Origin of the sequence: Kocuria sp. ChxB (assembly GCF_044359605.1) — a bacterium.
Taxonomy (GTDB): domain Bacteria; phylum Actinomycetota; class Actinomycetes; order Actinomycetales; family Micrococcaceae; genus Kocuria; species Kocuria rhizophila.
Genome location: NZ_CP121123.1, coordinates 1189058 through 1205657, shown reverse-complemented (window position 1 = coordinate 1205657; position 16600 = coordinate 1189058). Strand labels below are relative to the sequence as shown.

Sequence of the window (16600 nt, the reverse complement as noted above, 5' to 3'; positions counted from 1 at the left end):
GGGGAGGCGCCGGTCAGCGAACGGCACCGCACTGCCCGGGATGCTGCTCGCACCACGGGGTGACGCCCGGAAAGCGTCCTCGGTGAGCGGCCACCCAGCGGTAGACGGTCTCCTGGGTGCGGGCCACCAGCGGCAGCCCGTAGAGCGCGCTGAAGAAGCGTGTGCCCAGGGCTGTGTCAAGGATGCTCGCAACTGCTCGGGCACCGCTCACCGCGTGCCCGCCGTCGCCCTGCGGGTCCCCGGGCCCGGCGGGCACCGCCCAGACCGAGGCGTCGCATTGCTGCGGGGTCAGGCCGAAGCGCTCCGGCACGCCCGGGTGCTGCCACGCGTGCAGCTCGATCCGTCCGTGGCGGTCCAGGCGTTGCACCCAGCCCACCGTGCGGGTGCAGAAACCGCACCGGCCGTCGAAGACCACGTGCAGCCGGGTGCTCACAGGACCACGCTCCCCGAGACGCACACCGTGCAGTGCCCACCCACGCGCACGGCACCCCTGGCATCCGCGCTCACGCGGACCAGCCCTCGACGACCCATCCGGGTGCCCTGACGTGCGGTGTAGTCCTGCGGGGCGCGGCCGGTCCGCACGAGCCACTGCGCGAGACCCGCGTTGAGGCTGCCGGTCACGGGGTCCTCGTACCCGGTGGCCCCGGGCACGAACGCGCGCACCTCGAAGCGGTGCTCCGCGCTGTCGGGGGCGGGGCCGAGCACTCCCACCTTGTGCGCCCCGAGTGCGGCGAAGGTGGGTTCCAGTGCGAGCACCTCGTCCGCGGAGCTGAGCAGCAGCGCGGCCCACCCCGGGCCGTTGTCCACCCACTGGTGCGCCACCACCTGGTCCGGGTGAAGGCCCAGCCCGGTGGTGATCGGCTCCAGCACGTCCGGCGTGAGGTCCCCCGAGCGGAGGGTGGGCGGGGCCTCGAAGGCGAGGGCGGCGTCGTCGTCCGTGGGGTGGACGCGGACCAGGCCCGTGGCGCACTCCTGGACGATGACGTCACCGCGCGGCGTGTTTCCCGCCGCGAGCCACGCGCGGGCCGAGCCCAGGGTGGGGTGGCCCGCGAACGGCAGCTCGCGGTCGGGCGTGAAGATGCGCAGCCGGTAGTCCGCGTCGGGGGAGGTGGGCGGCAGCACGAACGTGGTCTCGGAGAGGTTGGTCCAGTTCGCGAACCGTGCCATCTGCTCGTCCGTGAGGTCCGCGCCGTCCAGGACGACGGCCACGGGATTGCCCCGGAAGGGCTCGGCGGAGAACACGTCCACCTGGGCGAACGGGCGGGAACGGGGTGCGGAGGTCATGCCCCGATTCCACCACGGAGCCCCGACGCGCGGGGGGCGGGCATGAAAAAAATCCCCTTGCTCCGGTTGCGGAGGAGCAAGGGGATTTCGGTCGGGATGACAGGATTTGAACCTGCGACCTCGTCGTCCCGAACGACGCGCGCTACCAAGCTGCGCCACATCCCGGAAGTTGCACGGGCGAACCCGCGAACAACTGCTTCAGCATAGCGTCAGGGTCCGGAGAATGTGAAATTTCCCCGCGCCGCCCCGGTAGCCTCGCTGGTATGGAGAACCCCGCCGTGACGGCCGTCACCCCTCGCACGTGGTGGCGCGTGGGCACGGCCATGTTCACCGTGGGGTTCGGTGCCAACCTTTTCGCCCCGATGCTCGAGGTCTACCGCTCGCAGGACGGGCTCAGCGAGTCCTTCGTGACCGGGATGCTCGGGATCTACGCGGCGGGCCTCGTGCCTGCGCTGCTCGTGCTCGGCCCGGTCTCCGACCACCGGGGCCGGCGCGCCGTGATGCGCCCCGCGCTCGCGGTGGTCCTCGTGGCGTCCCTGGTGCTCGCGGCGGCGTCCCACACCACGGACTGGCTGCTGTACCCGGGCCGCTGGATCATGGGCTTCGGCGTGGGGATGGCCATGGCGTCCGGGTCCGCGTGGGTCAAGCAGCTGAGCACCGACCGCCCGGGTGCCGGACCCCGGCGGGCCACCGTGGTGCTCTCCGCGGGCTTCGGTGCCGGGCCGCTCGCGGCCGGGCTGCTCGCGCAGTTCCTGCCCGCGCCGCAGGTCACCCCGTTCGTGGTGCACGTGGTCCTCACCGTGGTGGCCGCGGTGCTCGTGTGGAACGTCCCCGAGACGCAGCCACCCGCGAGCGGCCCGCGCCCGTCACGGCCCCTGGTTCCTGCCGTGGCGCGCACGTCCCGGTTCTTCTGGGTGGTCGCGGCATGGGCGCCGTGGGTGTTCGGCACGGCGACGATTGCCTTTGCGAGCATCCCGTCCTTCCTGCTCAGCACCGTGCGCTGGCCCGTGGCCTACCTGGGCGTCGTGGCCGCTGCCGTGATGTTCACGGGCGTGCTGGTGCAGCCGCTCGCGGCGCGGCTCGCGCGCCACGGGTGGCTCCCGCTGTCCGTCACCGGGCTCGGCGCGGCGAGCGTGGGCCTGGTCCTCGGCGCGCTGACGGTGACCTGGCACTCGAGCTGGCTCGCGGTTCCCACGGCCGTGGTGCTGGGCGTGAGCTACGGGTTCATGATGGTGGCCGGGCTGCGCGAGGTGGAGCTCATGGCCCGCCCGCACGAGCTTGGGGCGCTCATCGGCGTGTTCTACACCCTCACCTACACGGGTTTCGCGGTGCCGTTCGTGCTGTCGCTCGTGGCGCCGGCCGTGGCCCGCTGGGCCGGGGTGGAGCCCACCACGGGCTTCGTGTGGTGCCTGCTCTTCGGCGTGCTGGTGTGCGCGGCCTCCGCGGTCCCGGTGGCGCGCGCCGCGGCACGGGGTGTCCCGGATCCGGGCACGACGCCGCCGCGGGGCTGAGCCGCGTCCGTCCGGCTCAGCGGGTGACTCGCTCCAGGACCTGCAGCACGTGCTCGTAGGGCCGGCCCGTGGCCTCCGTGAGGGCCTGCTCGCACGTCCGGTTCAACGATGCATATGCATCGAAATCACCGGCCCGCACCTCCGCGGCCTCGCGCCGCGTGGCGGACGCCGTGAGCTCCGGGTGCAGCATCCCGCGGTCCCCGGCGTAGCCGCAGCAGCCCCAGTCCACGGGCACGGTGACCTCCCGGGCGCACGCCCGGGCCACCCGCATGAGGTCTTCGGTGGCGCCCAGGTGCACGGACGAGCACGTGGGGTGCACGGCCAGGGTCTCCAGGCGTGCTTTTCGGTCCAGGCCGGGCAGCACGTGCTCGGCGGTGAAGGTCACGGCGTCCACGAAGCGGAGCTCGCGGTACACGGGATGGTCCGTGGCCAGCTCCCGCATGGTCTCGAGCCCCTCGGTGCAGGACGCCGCATCGCACACCACCGGCAGCCGCCCCTGCTCGGAGGCTTCCCACAGCATCCCGAGGGTCCGCTCGGTCATCGTGGCGTAGCCGGTGGGCAGGCCCTTGGACTTCCACGGGGTGCCGCAGCAGGCCGAGTCGATGCCCTCCGGGATCCGCACGGCCACACCGGCGCGCTCGCACAGCCGCAGGAACGCCTCGGAGGCCGAGGGGCCCTCCCCGGTCACCGTGCCGAACATCGCCCCGATGCACGCGGGGAAGAACACGGCTCGGACGGGATGGTGCTGCGCGGAGGCCGACGCCGCGGTGTCACCGCGGGCAGCCGTCGCCCCCGGTTCCGCCGCACCCGTTCCCACGGCACTCGTGCCCGGGGTGCCCGCAGCCCCTCGGGACGGTCGCTCGGCAGGGGAGGGCGCGGGCGGCGTCGTCAACCGGGAGCGGTTGCCGCCACCCGCCGGGAGCGTGGCGTTGTAGCGGGGGACCGTGTCCGCGCCGAGCACGGCGCGGGCCGCGCGGGTCGCAGAGGCGGGCAGCGCGGCGGGCATGCGCGAGGCCAGCGTGAGGGCGAAGGACGCCCCCGCAGAGGTCGCGGCCCACGAGCGCGCGGCGGCCCCCCACGCGAGGTCCGCGACCGTGGAGTGGTTCTCCGCGCGCAGCCGGCGCACCAGGTCACCCGTGTTGATGTGCACGGGGCACGCCGTGACGCACATGCCGTCCACCGCGCACGTCTGCAGCCCGGCGTAGTCGTACTCGCGGCGCAGCCGTGCGGCCAGGGCGGTGTCCCCGCGCTCCTCGGCCCGGGCGATCTCCCTGCGGCCCACGATGCGCTGGCGCGGCGTGAGCGTGAGGTCCTGGGACGGGCACACCGGCTCGCAGTAGCCGCACTCCACGCAGCGGTCCACCTCGGACTCCACGGGCGGGGCGGTCTTGAGGTCCCGCAGGTACGCACGCGGGTCCTCGGTGAGGATCACGCCGGGGTTGAAGCGGTTCCCGGGGTCGATCAGGGCCTTGAGCTCCACCATCACGGAGTGCAGCTCGTCCCCGTACTGCCGCCGCACGAACGGCGCCATGATGCGCCCGGTGCCGTGCTCCGCCTTCAGCGAGCCCCCGCGGCCGAGCACCAGGTCCACCATCTCCTCGGTGAAGCGCTCGTAGCGCTCCAGCTGGGCGGGGTCGTCGAACTGCTCGTTGAGCATGAAGTGGACGTTGCCGTCCTTGGCATGGCCGAAGATCACGGAGTCCCGGTAGCCGTGGGCGTCGAAGAGCCCGGTGAGCTGCTCGCACGTGCCGCCCAGCTGGTCCACGGGCACCACCACGTCCTCGAGCAGCGCGTTGGTGCCCTGCGGCCGGTTGCCCGCCACGGTGGTGTAGAGCCCCTTGCGCACGGTCCACAGGCTCGCGCGCTCGCGGGGGTCCGTGGTCAGGGACACGGGCCCGGTCAGCTCCAGCGCATCGAAGGTGGACGACGCCGCCTGCGCCAGCTCCCGCACACCGTCCGGGGTGTCGTGCTGGTACTCCACGAGCAGCGCGGCCTGCTGGTCCACGGGGATGTCCATGATCGCGGGCGGGGCGAGCCCCGTGCGCTGCGAGACCGCCAGGGACGTGGCGTCCAGCAGCTCCAGGGTGGCGCAGTGCGAGCCCACCAGCTCCGGCACCGCGCTCGTGGCGGCCACCACGGTGGGGAACACCAGCAGGCCGGTGGCCACGTGCGGGTGCACGGGCACGGTGCGCAGGGTCGCGCTCGCCACGAACCCCAGCGTGCCCTCGGAGCCGATCATGAGGTGCTCCAGGATCGCCACGGGGTCCTCGTGGTCCAGGAAAGAGTTCAGCCCGTAGCCCATGGTGTTCTTCATGGCGAACAGCCGCTCCACGGTCCGCACGGACTCCGGGTTGCCCCGCACGCGGTCCCGCAGCCGGAGCAGGCCCTCGAACAGCTCGGGCTCGCGCGCCCGCAACGTCTCGGCGGCGTCCGGGGCGGCGGTGTCCAGGACCGTGCCGGAGGGCAGCACGAGCACCATGGACTCCAGGGTGCGGTACGTGTTGAACTCCGTGCCGCACGCCATCCCGGAGGAGTTGTTGGCCACCACTCCGCCCAGCGTGCACGCCGACTCGCTCGCCGGATCCGGGCCCAGCGACCGCCCGTGCGGGGCCAGCCGGGCATTGACCTGGCGCACGGTGACGCCCGGCTGGACGCGCACGCGGGCGCCCTGGTCCAGGACCTCCACGGCCTTGAAGTGCCGGCGCACGTCCACGAGCAGCTGGTCCGTGACGGCCTGCCCGGACAGGGACGTGCCGCCCGAGCGCAGCGTCAGCCCCGCGCCCGCCTCCGCGGCGGCCGCGAAGATGCGCCCCACCTCGGACTCGTCCCGCGGACGCAGCACCGCGCGGGGCTGCAGCAGGTAGTGAGAGGCGTCGTGGGCCACGGCCCGCCGCTCCAGCTCCCCGCTGACGACGACGCCGCTGCCGCACTCCCGCTCGATCCTGGCCACCGCGCGGTCCAGCGGGGAGGCAGGGGTGGCAGGGGCGGCGTCGTCGGGCCGGCGGGTGGGGAGGGGGAGGCGGATCGGTGCCATGGGAAGTACCTCAGTCCGTGAGAGTGACCAGAACGGCTTGCGGCGGGCAGAAGAGCCGCACCGGGGCGAAGCGGGATTCCCCGAGTCCCTGGGAGATGTTCACGGGGACGCCCCGGTGCTCGATGAGCCCCTTGCAGATCGCCGGGTCCAGGTCGCAGTTGCTGACCAGCGCGCGACCCCCGGGCAGGCAGACCTGGCCGCCGTGGGTGTGTCCCGCGAAGACGATGTCCGCGCGGTCCGCGGCGAAGCGGTCCAGGGTCCGGAGGTACGGCGCGTGGGCCACCCCGATCCGCACGTCCGCGGGTGCCGGCTCGCCCTCGGGGAAACCGGGGTGGCGGTCGTAGTTCAGGTGGGGGTCGTCCACGCCGGAGAAGTCGAGGACCGCGCCGGCCACCTCCAGTCGCTGGGAGCGGTTGATGAGCCCCACCCAGCCGTGGGCGTCGAAGGCCCGGTGCATGTCCTCGGTGGGCAGCCGCGGCGCCTCGTCCTTCTTCTCGCTGGCCGTGGTGCGCCACAGGTAGCGCGCGGGGTTCTTGGGGCGCGGCGCGAAGTAGCAGTTGGACCCCGGGACGTACACGCCGGGGAAGCGGAACAGGGGCTCGAGGATCTCCAGCAGGTACGGCAGAGCCTTCATGTGGGAGAGGTTGTCCCCGGTGTCGACCACCAGGTCCGGCTCCAGTGCGGCCAGGGAGTGCACGAAGCGCTTCTTGGCCTCCTGCCCCGGAACGGTGTGCAGGTCAGAGATGTGCAGCACGCGCAGCGGCCGTGCGCCCCGCGGGAGGACGCGCACCGTCTCCTGCCGCAGCTGGAAGCGCCGACGCTCCACCAGGGAGGCCCAGGCCAGTGTGCCCGCTCCCGCGGCGAACAGGCCCGCCCCGGCCGCGGCGACGAATCGCGCGGCCGAGGCGGTGCCGGTCTCGGGTGTTGCGGTCACTTCGTGGTGGAGAGGACGCTGGCGGGCGGGTCCGAGAAGGGCGCCGTGCTGTAGCTGGGGGCCACGGCCTTCATGTAGTTCTGCCACTGGGCACCCGCGTAGGTGGCGCCGTCCACCCAGTCGGTGCCCGAGCCGCCGGTCTTGCCACCGATGTTCAGACCGTTGAGGGAGCGCGAGCCGTACTCGTAGTTGCCCACCCAGGACGCGGTGGACAGGCCCTTGGTGTAGCCGAGCATCCACGTCTGGGTGGAGTTGTCGGTGGTGCCCGTCTTGGCGGCGGACGCGTTCGGCAGCCCGATCCCGCGCTGGTACGCGGAGCCCTTCACGATCACCTGTTCCAGGACGTAGTTCACGCCCTGCGCCACTTCCTTCTTGATCACCTGCTCGCACTTGGTGGCCGGGACCTCGTAGTTCTTCCCGGTGCTGTCCGTGACCTTGGTGATGGCGCGCGGCTCGCACATCACGCCGTCGTTGGCGAACGCGGAGAACGCCCGGGCCATGGTCATGGGGGAGATGTCCGCAGAACCGCCCAGCAGGGAGGAGAGCACCGTGGTGTCCACGGGGTCCCCGGTCTTGCCGTCGTGGATGCCCAGGGCCTTGGTGATCTCACCGATCGCGCACAGGTCCAGGTCCGCGGCCATGGCGTACAGGGCGGAGTTGATGGAGTTGTAGATGCCGTAGTCCACGTCCATCACCTTGTTGTAGCCCGGTGTGGCGTTCTGGAAGGTCAGGCCCTCGCCGTTCGTCCCGGGCTCGATCTTGTACCCGTTGGGCAGGCACGAGGCCTTCCACTTGTAGTCCGCGGGGTAGTTCAGCTTCCGGGCGTCGATGCTGGCCTTGACGCCCTTGCCCGAGTTGATCCACTCGGCCAGGGTGAACGGCTTGAACGTGGAGCCCACCTGGAACCCGCCGGCGCCACCCATGGAACTGTCCACGTTGAAGTTGTACGTGGTGTTGGAGTCACCCTCCGCCGCGGAGTAGTTGGTGTTCTGCGCCATGGACACCACGTGGCCGTTGCTGGGCTCCAGGGAGACCAGGGCCGTGGAGACGTTGTCCGGGTTGTTGTCCTTGGGCTGGGTGGCGTTGACCTGCTCCTCCGCGGCCTTCTGGGCCTTGGGGTCCAGGGTGGTCTGGATGGTCAGTCCGCCGCGCTGCAGGGTGGCCAGTCGCTCGTCCGGGGTGGCCCCGTAGACGTCCGACTGCATGATCTCGTTCTCCACGTAGTCGCAGAAGTACGGTGCGGACTTCGCCGCGGAGCAGCCCGAGTTGGTGGGGTGCACGTCCAGGGTCATCGGCTCCTTGGCCGCCTTCTCACCCTCCGCCTGCGTGATGGCGCCGGTCTGCACCATGGTGTCCAGCACCACGTTGCGCCGCTGGGTGGAGGCCTCCGGGTTCACCTGGGGGTCGTAGTAGTTGGGGGACTGCACCATGCCGGCCAGGGTGGCGGACTGCGCAATGCTGAGCTTGGACGCGGGGATGCCCCAGTAGTACTGGGCGGCCGCCTCCACGCCGTAGTTGGAGCCGCCGAAGAGCACGATGTTCAGGTAGCCCTCGAGGATCTCGTCCTTGGACTTCTCCTGCTCCATGGACAGGGCGAGCTTGATCTCCTTGACCTTGTCCACCACGCCCTTGTCGGCGCCGATGGTGCTGGTCTCCTCGCCGTTGCGCACCTGCTGGTCGATGATGAGGTTGTTCACGTACTGCTGCGTGATGGTGGAGGCACCCTGCCGGGCGCTCGGGTTGACCAGGTTGTTGGCCATGGCACGGGCGATGCCCCACGGGTCCACGCCGCCGTGCTCGTAGAAGTCGCGGTCCTCGATGGAGATCAGCGCATCCACCATGTGCGGGGAGATCTCCTCCAGCGGCACGGGGTCACGGTTCTGGGCGAAGAACTTGGCCACCTCGGTGCCGTCCTTGGCCACCACGGTGGACGCCTGGGACACCGGGCCCGATTCCATCTCGGCGGGCAGGGACTTGAACCAGCCGATGGAGGCGTTGGCGGCCATTCCGGCGGCCGCGGCGGGGGGGATCAGGAGCCCGGCCACGACCACTCCGGCAACCACGGCAACCGCGATGAACGCGATGACGTTGCCCAGGACCGAGGTGGGCTCAGGGCCCGATGTGTTGCGTGATGCCATTGCGCCAGTCTACAAGCCGGGTCCGACCGCGGCGGTCCACCCGAGGTGCGGTTCGGCTGTGATGTCCCCGGCAGGCAGACCCGCGCGCGAGCACGTCCCGGCAAGTAGTGTGGTGGCCATGACCACTTGGGAATACGCAACCGTTCCGCTCATGATCCACGCCACCAAGCAGATCCTGGACAACTGGGGGGAGGACGGGTGGGAGCTCGTGACCGTGCTGCCCGGCACTCAGGCCGCGGACACGCCCGCGGGCAACATGACGGCGCCCGTGCAGACCAACCCGATCGCCTACTTCAAGCGTCCCAAGAACTGAGCGCGGGGAGGATCACACCATGAGTGAGGAAGTCGAAGCCAGGATCGCGCGGCTCGGACTCCAGCTGCCCGAGGTGGCCAAGCCCCTGGCGGCCTACGCCCCGGCCGTGGTGAGCGGCAACCACGTCTACACCGCGGGGCAGCTGCCCCTGGTGTCCGGTTCGCTGCCGGCCACCGGCGTGGTGAGCGACTCCGGCGCGGAGGGCACCGTGTCCCCCGAGCGCGCCGCGGAGCTCGCCGAGCGCTGCGCGCTCAACGCCATCGCGGCCGTGAAGTCGCAGATCGAGGACCTGGACCGGGTCCAGCGCATCGTGAAGGTCACGGGCTTCGTGGCCAGCGCCCCGGACTTCTACGGTCAGCCGGCCGTGGTGGACGGCGCCTCCACCCTGCTGGGCCGGGTCTTCGCCGGTGCCGGTGTGCACGCCCGCTCCGCCGTGGGTGTCAGCGTCCTGCCGCTGAACTCCCCGGTGGAGGTCGAGCTGATCGTCGAGTTCGCCTGAGCATGTCCGGGCACCGCGGCGGGGAGCGCATCTTCACCGTGCCCCCCGCCCACGCCAAGGCGGCCCGGGCGTGGCTGGACCGCGGGATCGGGCTCAACGGCTCCTCACCGCGGCACGGCGCGGCCACCGTCTTCGTGAGGGACGGAGACCGCGGGGTGGAGACCCTCATGCTGCACCGCCCCGGGCGGCAGGCCATGGGCACGCTGTCCTTCCCCGGCGGCATCACCGAGACCAGCGACGACGAACCCCTGGACTGGCGTGGGCCGTCCTCGGCGCAGTGGGCCCACAAGCTGCTCTCCGAGGACATCGGCCTGGCCCGGCGCAGCCTCGTGACGGCGGCACGCAAGACGTTCGTGGAGGCGGGAATCCTGTTCGCGGGCACACCCATGCACGGGGTGGCGGAGAACGTGGAGGGCGTGGACTGGATGCGCTCGCGCGAGCTGCTGGCCACGGAGGACATCTCGTTCGCGGACCTGCTGGCCAAGCGCAGCATGGCGTTCCACAGCGAGTGCCTGCGCCCCCTGTCCCACTGGGCCACCTCGGACTTCGTGCACCAGCGGCTGGACCTGCTGTTCTTCGCGGCCGCGGTGCCCGTGGGGCAGCGCCACTGCGCACTGGCCACCCAGCGCGGTCGGGCCTGGCTGGGATGGGTGGATGCCCGCGCACTGCTCGAGGACCCCTGGTCCACGGACGTGCCCGAGACGTTCCGGCAGCAGGCGGAGGACTCCGCGCGCAGCGACGACCCCTGGCACTTCGACCTGGAGGAGCTCACCACGCCGGGCGTGCGGTGCGCGGTGGAGGCCGTGGCCGAGGCGTCCTCCGCGGTGGCCTTCCTGGCGGCCCGGCGGGACATGCGCGTCAAGCGGCCGCGGCTGGACCTGCGGGACGGCGAACCCGTCCTCGTGCTCGACGGCTGAGACCCGTCCGCACACCGGGAACGGCGCAGAACGTGAGACGCCCGCGGCAGGTGCCGCGGGCGTCGTCGTGCTCCGGGGAACGGATCAGCGCGAGCGCTGCTTGAGGCGCTGCAGGTCCAGAATGACCACGGCGCGGGCTTCGAGACGGATCCAGCCGCGCTGGACGAACTCGGCCAGGGCCTTGTTCACGGTCTCGCGGGAGGCGCCGACCAGCTGGGCGAGCTCCTCCTGGGTGAGCTCGTGGGCCACCAGGATGCCGTCCGTGGCGGGGCGGCCGAAACGGTCCGCGAGGTCCAGCAGCGCCTTGGCCACGCGGCCGGGGACGTCCGAGAACACGAGGTCCGCGAGGTTCTCGTTGGTGCGGCGCAGCCGGCGGGCCAGCGCCTGGAGCAGCTGGGCGGAGACCTCGGGGGAGTGCTGGATGACCTTGCGCAGGTTCTCGTGCTTGAGCCCGGCCAGGCGGGTCTCGGAGACCGCGGTGGCGGACGTGGAACGGGGGCTGGGATCGAACAGCGCCATCTCGCCGAAGATCTCGCCCGGGCCCATCACGGCCACGAGGTTCTCGCGGCCGTCGCTCGCGGTGCGGCCGAGCTTGATCTTGCCGGAGACGATGAAGTAGAGCTGGTCGCCGGGATCGCCCTCGTGGAACAAGGTGGCGCCGCGGGAGAGATCCACCTCGGTGATCTCCTTGGTCAGAGCGGCGAACGCCTCGTCGTCCAGGGAAGCGAAAAGCGGAGCGCGGCGCAGGACGTCGGTATCCAAGGTAGATCTCCTCACGAAGAAGGGTGAGCCCGTGTGGGGGCCACGTGCTAGATGACGTTCCATCGTAACGAATTTCACACGGTCCGGGTCCAGCCCTCGGGTGGTGCTCAGAGTGAACGTTCAGGGAATTGTCGGGTTTCCGTCCCGGGCCCATTGCGCGGCGCCCGGATTCATGGTCTGCCCCGTCACCCACCGTATGCTCGACCCGACACGCACCAGCTCCCCGCGTGGCCCCCCCACCTTTGAGGACCTTCATGACCCTGGCCCTGAACCTTCTGGACGTGCTGCTGATCGTCGTGCTCCTGGCGTACCTGATGGCCGGATACCGCCGGGGGTTCTTCCGGTCACTTGCCGCCATCCTCGGGCTGGTCCTGGGCGCCGTGCTCGCGTTCTGGGCCGGCCCCGTGGTGGCCTCGTACGTGGACCCGCAGTGGCAGATCCCCGCCGTGCTGCTCACGGTGCTCGTGCTGCTCGCGCTCGGGGAGTACCTGGGCACCGTGCTGGGCCGGACGCTGTCGGGGCTGCTGGAGAAATCCGGCGTGGGGCTGCTGGACCGGCTCGGGGGCGCGGTGCTCAACGTGGCGGTGGCGGCGCTGGTCATCTCCCTGCTCGGTTCTCTGGTGGGCCAGTTCGGCCTGCCCGCGCTGTCCCAGCAGGTGGCGTCCTCGCAGGTGCTGCGGGGCATCGAGCGGCTCACGCCGGACGCGGTGCGCCACGCCATGACCCAGACCCGCAACGCCGTCAGCGGTGCGCAGGGCATCCGCCAGCTGGACGAGCTGCTCTTCCCCACGGAGGCGGCGCCGGATCCCCAGGACACCCCCGACTCCCAGGTGGTCGCGGATGCCGGGCAGTCCGTGGTGCAGGTCTACGGCACGGCCGCCCAGTGCGCGCAGAACCAGACGGGCTCCGGGTTCGTGGCTCAGTCCGGCACCGTGGTCACCAACGCGCACGTGGTGGCCGGGGTGGACCAGCCGGTGGTGGAGACGCGCGACGGTCGCGTCTACCCGGCCCAGACGGTGCAGTACGACGCCGCCTCGGACCTCGCCGTGCTGCGCGTCCCCGACCTGCCGGAGGCCCCGCTCCCCATGCACAGGGAGGTGAGCCCGGGGGAGACCGTGTCCTTCGCGGGGTACCCCCTGGGTGGCCCCTACACCCTGCGCCCGGCCACCATCCAGGGTGAGGCGGTGGCTCCCGTGCAGAACGTGACCACGGGCGAGACGCAGACGCGCAGCATCATCCAGATCGCCGGCAACGTGGAGCAGGGCAACTCGGGTGGTCCGCTGCTCGACGCCGACGGTCAGGTGGTGGGCGTCGTGTTCGCCAAGGCCGTGGAGGGCGAGGCCGGGTACGCCATTCCCGTGGACCGGGTCACCGAGATCCTCGCCTCGGCGGGTGACTCCACCGCTCCGGTGCCCACGGGTCAGTGCGTGGCGGGCTGAGTCCCTCCCCGGGGACGCGGGTCGATCGGGCGCAGTGAGCACGCCGCCGCCGGTGGAGCGGGCGCGCTGAGCACGCCGTGGCAGGGCGGGGCTGCGGTGCCCTCAGCCGATCCCGAGGTTGCGGGCCACCACGTCCACGGCCAGCTCGTACCCGAGCACCCCGGCCCCGGCGATCACCGCAGTGGCCTGCGGTGAGACGAACGAGGTGTGCCGGAACGCCTCCCGACGGTGCACGTTGGAGATGTGCACCTCCACGACCGGCATCTCGCACATCTCCAGCGCGTCGTGGACGGCCACGGAGTAGTGGGTCAGAGCGGCGGGGTTGATCACGATGCCGCAGGCCTCCGTGCGCGCCCGCTGGATCCAGTCCACGAGCTGGCCCTCCCAGTTGGACTGCTCGAACACGACCTCCAGGCCGTAGCTCTGCGCCCTGGCGCGCACGTTCGTCTCCACGTCCGCGAGCGTGGTGCTCCCGTAGATCTCGGGCTTTCGCGTCCCCAGTGTGTTCAGGTTGGGGCCGTTGAGGACGTGGATCGGCAGCTCGCTCATGCCCCCATTCAAGCGCATCGGCCCCGCACACCTCGCCACGGACGCACGACGCCGCGGTGCCTCTTCCGGGCAGATCGCGCGGGCCGTTCCTCTGGCGGGCGCCGCCCGGGCGTCCGGCGGTCTCCGCCGCGGGGCCCGCGCCATGGACGACGCCGCCGCAGTGCCTCCCGTGGGGAAGGCGCCGCGGCGGCGTCGTGAACGCGGTGGTGCCGGTGGGCTACTTGGTGCCCAGCGAGTCCACGATCTGCTGCATGACCGTCTGGTCCGCGAGCGTGGAGACGTCCCCCACGGGGCGGTCCTCGGCGACGTCCTTGAGCAGGCGGCGCATGATCTTGCCCGAGCGGGTCTTGGGCAGCTCGGGGACTATCAGCACCTTCTTGGGCTTGGCGATCGGGGAGATCTCCCGGCCCACGTGCGCGCGGATCTCCTCGGCGAGCTCGGCGGCGTCCCGGTTCTCGGCGGTGGCCTGGTCCGAGAGGATCACGAAGGCGAAGACCGCCTGGCCCGTGGTCTCGTCCTTGGCACCCACCACGGCGGCCTCGGCCACGGACGGGTGGGAGACCAGCGCGGACTCGATCTCGGGGGTGGACAGGCGGTGGCCGGAGACGTTCATGACGTCGTCCACGCGGCCCAGGATCCACACGTCCCCGTCCGCGTCCCGCTTGGCGCCGTCACCGGCGAAGTACTTGTCCCCGAACTGACCCCAGTAGGTGTTCACGAAGCGCTCGTCGTCGCCCCAGATGGTGCGCAGCATGGACGGCCACGGCTTGCGGACCACCAGGAAGCCGTCCGTCTCGTTGGGGAGCGAGGTGCCGGCGTCGTCCACCACGTCCACGGCGATGCCCGGCAGCGGCACCTGCGCGGAGCCCGGCTTGGCGTGGGTGACGCCGGGCAGCGGGGAGATCATCATGGCGCCGGTCTCGGTCTGCCACCAGGTGTCCACGATGGGGCAGCGCCCGCCGCCGATCACACGGTGGAACCAGGTCCACGCCTCGGGGTTGATGGCCTCGCCCACGGTGCCCAGCAGGCGCAGGGAGCTGAGGTCCCACTCGCCGGGGATGTCCTCGCCCCACTTCATCATGGTGCGGATGGCGGTGGGGGACGTGTAGAGGATGCTCACGCCGTACTTCTGCACGATCTCCCAGAAGCGGCCGCGGTGCGGGGAGTCCGGGGTGCCCTCGTAGATCACCTGGGTGGCGCCGTTCACGAGCGGCGCGTAGGTGATGTAGGTGTGGCCGGTGACCCACCCGACGTCCGCGGTGCACCAGTAGACGTCCGTCTCCGGCTTGAGGTCGAACACGTTCTTGTGGGTGAACGCCGCCTGGGTGAGGTAGCCGCCGGTGGTGTGCAGGATGCCCTTGGGCTTGCCGGTGGTGCCGGAGGTGTAGAGGATGAACAGCGGGTCCTCGGCGTTCTGCTCCGAGGGCGTGTGCTCGGGGGAGGCGTTCTCGGTGACCTCGTGCCACCACACGTCACGGCCGTCCCGGAACGCGACGTCCTCGCCGTTGCGCTTGACCACCACCACGTGCTGGACGGAGCTCCCGCCCTTCTCCAGGGCGGCGTCCACGGCGGGCTTGAGCGTGGTGGGCTTGCCGCGGCGGTAGGAGCCGTCCGCGGTGACCACGAGCTTGGCCTCGCCGTCCTCGATGCGCGAGCGCAGGGCGTCCGCGGAGAAGCCGCCGAAGACCACCGAGTGGATCGCGCCGATGCGCGCGCACGCGAGCATGGTGATCACGGCCTCCGCGATCATGGGCAGGTACACGGCCACGCGGTCGCCCTTGCCCACGCCGAGCGCCTCGAACGCGTTCGCGGCCCTGGAGACCTCGTCCTTGAGCTGCGCGTACGTGTAGGACGCGCTGTCCCCGGGCTCGCCCTCGAAGTACAGGGCCACGCGGTCACCGTTGCCGGCCTCCACGTGGCGGTCCACGGCGTTGTACGCGGCGTTGAGGGTGCCGTCCTGGAACCACTTGGCGAACGGCGGGTTGGACCAGTCCAGCACCTCGGTGAACGGGGTGGACCACGTGAGCAGCTCACGGGCCTGGTCCGCCCAGAACTCCTCGCCCTGCTCCTCGGCCCGCGTGTACAGCTCCGCGGTGGCGTTGGCCTGGGCGGCGAACTCCTCGCTCGGGGCGAAGGTCTTCGGCTGGGCTGCGGGATCCGGGGTCATGGTGCTCCTTCACTGGGGCCGGTGCGCGCCGCTCGCGCGGACGCGTGGTGCAGTTCACATTCTCCCGCTCAGCCTAGTGGAACCGCGCGGGCCCGCTCCATCATGCGCGGGCGCATGTCGAGCGCGTTCCGTGCTGTTCGGGCGGGTTTGACCCCCGTCACGGGGCACAGCATGATCGAGGGCATGGAGACCCCCGCCGCAGCCGAGCACGTGCGTTTCGTCCCGGCGCGGCAGGCGGAGCAGGCGGCCGCGCGGCGTCGTCGTGCCGGGAGTGAGACGGCCCTGTCCAGGACGCGGCGCGCACGGCGCATCCAGCGGATCCTCGCGCAGACGTACCCCTACGCCGTGGCGGAGCTGGACTACGACGACGCCTGGCAGCTGCTCGTGGCCACAGTCCTGTCCGCGCAGACCACCGACATCCGGGTCAACGCGGTCACGCCGGGGCTCCTTGCCGCGTACCCCGGCCCGCGCGAGCTGGCCGAGGCCCCCGCCGAGGACGTCCAGGAGATGGTGCGCTCCCTCGGTTTCTACCGCTCCAAGGCACGCTCGATCCAGGCCCTGGCCGCGCGCATCGTGGACGAGTACGACGGCGCCGTGCCCGGCACGCTCGAGCAGCTCGTGACCCTGCCCGGCGTGGGGCGCAAGACGGCGAACGTGGTGCTCGGCAACGCGTTCAGGGTGCCCGGGATCACCGTGGACACCCACTTCGGACGGCTCGCGCGCAGGCTGGGATGGAGCACCCAGGACGATCCGGTCAAGGTCGAGGCGGACGTGGCCGCGCTGTTCCCGCCCGCGCTGTGGACGGAGCTGTCCCACGAGCTGATCTACCACGGGCGGCGGATCTGCCACTCCCGTCGGCCCGCGTGCGGGGTGTGTCCCGTGGCGGACCTGTGCCCCTCCTACGGCGAGGGCCCCACGGACCCGGAGGCGGCACGAACGCTGCTCGGCTACGAATTGAAACCCGGCCGCGAGGACCTGCTGGCCGGGTTCATGGCAGGGCGCACCCGGCGGCAGCTGCGCGCCGAGGGACACACGCTCAGCGCGTGAGAGGAC

At 71.5% G+C, this 16600-nt stretch carries 14 protein-coding genes and 1 tRNA gene; 6 read left to right on the top strand and 9 right to left on the bottom strand.

Annotation, left to right across the window (positions count from 1 at the left end):
* Positions 1-13 precede the first annotated feature (13 nt).
* From P8S73_RS05275 to P8S73_RS05265, 3 genes are all read right to left on the bottom strand, one after another.
* On the bottom strand, positions 14-433 hold the full coding sequence (locus tag P8S73_RS05275; protein WP_224764890.1) for a thiol-disulfide oxidoreductase DCC family protein: 420 nt from the start codon (positions 431-433) through the stop codon (positions 14-16).
* Positions 430-1284, bottom strand: coding sequence for a PhzF family phenazine biosynthesis protein (locus P8S73_RS05270; protein WP_039100574.1), 855 nt, complete (start codon positions 1282-1284; stop codon positions 430-432). The genes P8S73_RS05275 and P8S73_RS05270 overlap by 4 nt, the downstream gene beginning before the upstream one ends.
* A 91-nt stretch (positions 1285-1375) precedes the next feature.
* A tRNA-Pro gene (locus P8S73_RS05265) sits at positions 1376-1449 on the bottom strand.
* Between the two features lie 98 nt (positions 1450-1547).
* On the opposite strand from P8S73_RS05265, the gene P8S73_RS05260 reads away from it, so the two are divergent.
* Entirely contained in the window at positions 1548-2795 is a 1248-nt protein-coding gene (locus tag P8S73_RS05260) for an MFS transporter (protein WP_039100575.1), read from the top strand.
* A gap of 16 nt (positions 2796-2811) precedes the next feature.
* Here the strand turns inward: P8S73_RS05260 and P8S73_RS05255 are convergent, their stop codons facing one another.
* Genes P8S73_RS05255 through P8S73_RS05245 form a run of 3 tightly spaced genes read right to left on the bottom strand, consistent with a single transcriptional unit; the run spans position 2812 to position 8901 of the window.
* On the bottom strand, positions 2812-5829 hold the full coding sequence (locus tag P8S73_RS05255; protein WP_039100576.1) for an FAD-binding and (Fe-S)-binding domain-containing protein: 3018 nt from the start codon (positions 5827-5829) through the stop codon (positions 2812-2814).
* A 10-nt stretch (positions 5830-5839) separates the two neighbouring features.
* Positions 5840-6763, bottom strand: a complete 924-nt coding sequence (locus P8S73_RS05250) for a metallophosphoesterase (RefSeq protein WP_019310046.1) — start codon at positions 6761-6763, stop codon at positions 5840-5842.
* Positions 6760-8901 carry a transglycosylase domain-containing protein gene (locus P8S73_RS05245; protein WP_019310047.1) on the bottom strand — a complete coding sequence of 714 codons (2142 nt, stop codon included), beginning with the start codon at positions 8899-8901 and terminating at the stop codon, positions 6760-6762. Before P8S73_RS05245 ends, P8S73_RS05250 begins: the two co-directional genes overlap by 4 nt.
* Before the next feature lie 118 nt (positions 8902-9019).
* Between P8S73_RS05245 and P8S73_RS05240 the strand changes: the two genes are divergently transcribed.
* Genes P8S73_RS05240 through P8S73_RS05230 form a run of 3 tightly spaced genes read left to right on the top strand, consistent with a single transcriptional unit; the run spans position 9020 to position 10630 of the window.
* Positions 9020-9214 (top strand): DUF4177 domain-containing protein, encoded by a 195-nt coding sequence (locus P8S73_RS05240; protein ID WP_019310048.1) that lies wholly within the window; start codon positions 9020-9022, stop codon positions 9212-9214.
* A 19-nt stretch (positions 9215-9233) separates the two neighbouring features.
* A complete protein-coding gene (locus P8S73_RS05235; RefSeq protein ID WP_019310049.1) occupies positions 9234-9713 on the top strand; it encodes a RidA family protein in 480 nt (159 codons plus the stop codon).
* Between the two features lie 2 nt (positions 9714-9715).
* Entirely contained in the window at positions 9716-10630 is a 915-nt protein-coding gene (locus tag P8S73_RS05230) for a hypothetical protein (protein ID WP_019310050.1), read from the top strand.
* 84 nt (positions 10631-10714) lie between these two features.
* On the opposite strand, the gene P8S73_RS05225 is transcribed toward P8S73_RS05230, so the two are convergent.
* On the bottom strand, positions 10715-11392 hold the full coding sequence (locus tag P8S73_RS05225) for a Crp/Fnr family transcriptional regulator (RefSeq protein WP_019310051.1): 678 nt from the start codon (positions 11390-11392) through the stop codon (positions 10715-10717).
* Between the two features lie 254 nt (positions 11393-11646).
* On the opposite strand from P8S73_RS05225, the gene P8S73_RS05220 reads away from it, so the two are divergent.
* Complete coding sequence (locus P8S73_RS05220) at positions 11647-12831, top strand: MarP family serine protease (protein WP_039100578.1); 1185 nt, start codon at positions 11647-11649, stop codon at positions 12829-12831.
* 102 nt (positions 12832-12933) lie between these two features.
* On the opposite strand, the gene aroQ is transcribed toward P8S73_RS05220, so the two are convergent.
* Together aroQ and acs are read right to left on the bottom strand one after the other, a co-directional pair.
* On the bottom strand, positions 12934-13380 hold the full coding sequence (aroQ, locus tag P8S73_RS05215; protein WP_029603198.1) for a type II 3-dehydroquinate dehydratase: 447 nt from the start codon (positions 13378-13380) through the stop codon (positions 12934-12936).
* Between the two features lie 217 nt (positions 13381-13597).
* Complete coding sequence (gene acs, locus P8S73_RS05210) at positions 13598-15547, bottom strand: acetate--CoA ligase (protein WP_019310054.1); 1950 nt, start codon at positions 15545-15547, stop codon at positions 13598-13600.
* 183 nt (positions 15548-15730) lie between these two features.
* Between acs and nth the strand changes: the two genes are divergently transcribed.
* Entirely contained in the window at positions 15731-16594 is an 864-nt protein-coding gene (gene nth, locus P8S73_RS05205) for an endonuclease III (RefSeq protein WP_019310055.1), read from the top strand.
* The last annotated feature ends 6 nt before the right edge of the window (positions 16595-16600 follow it).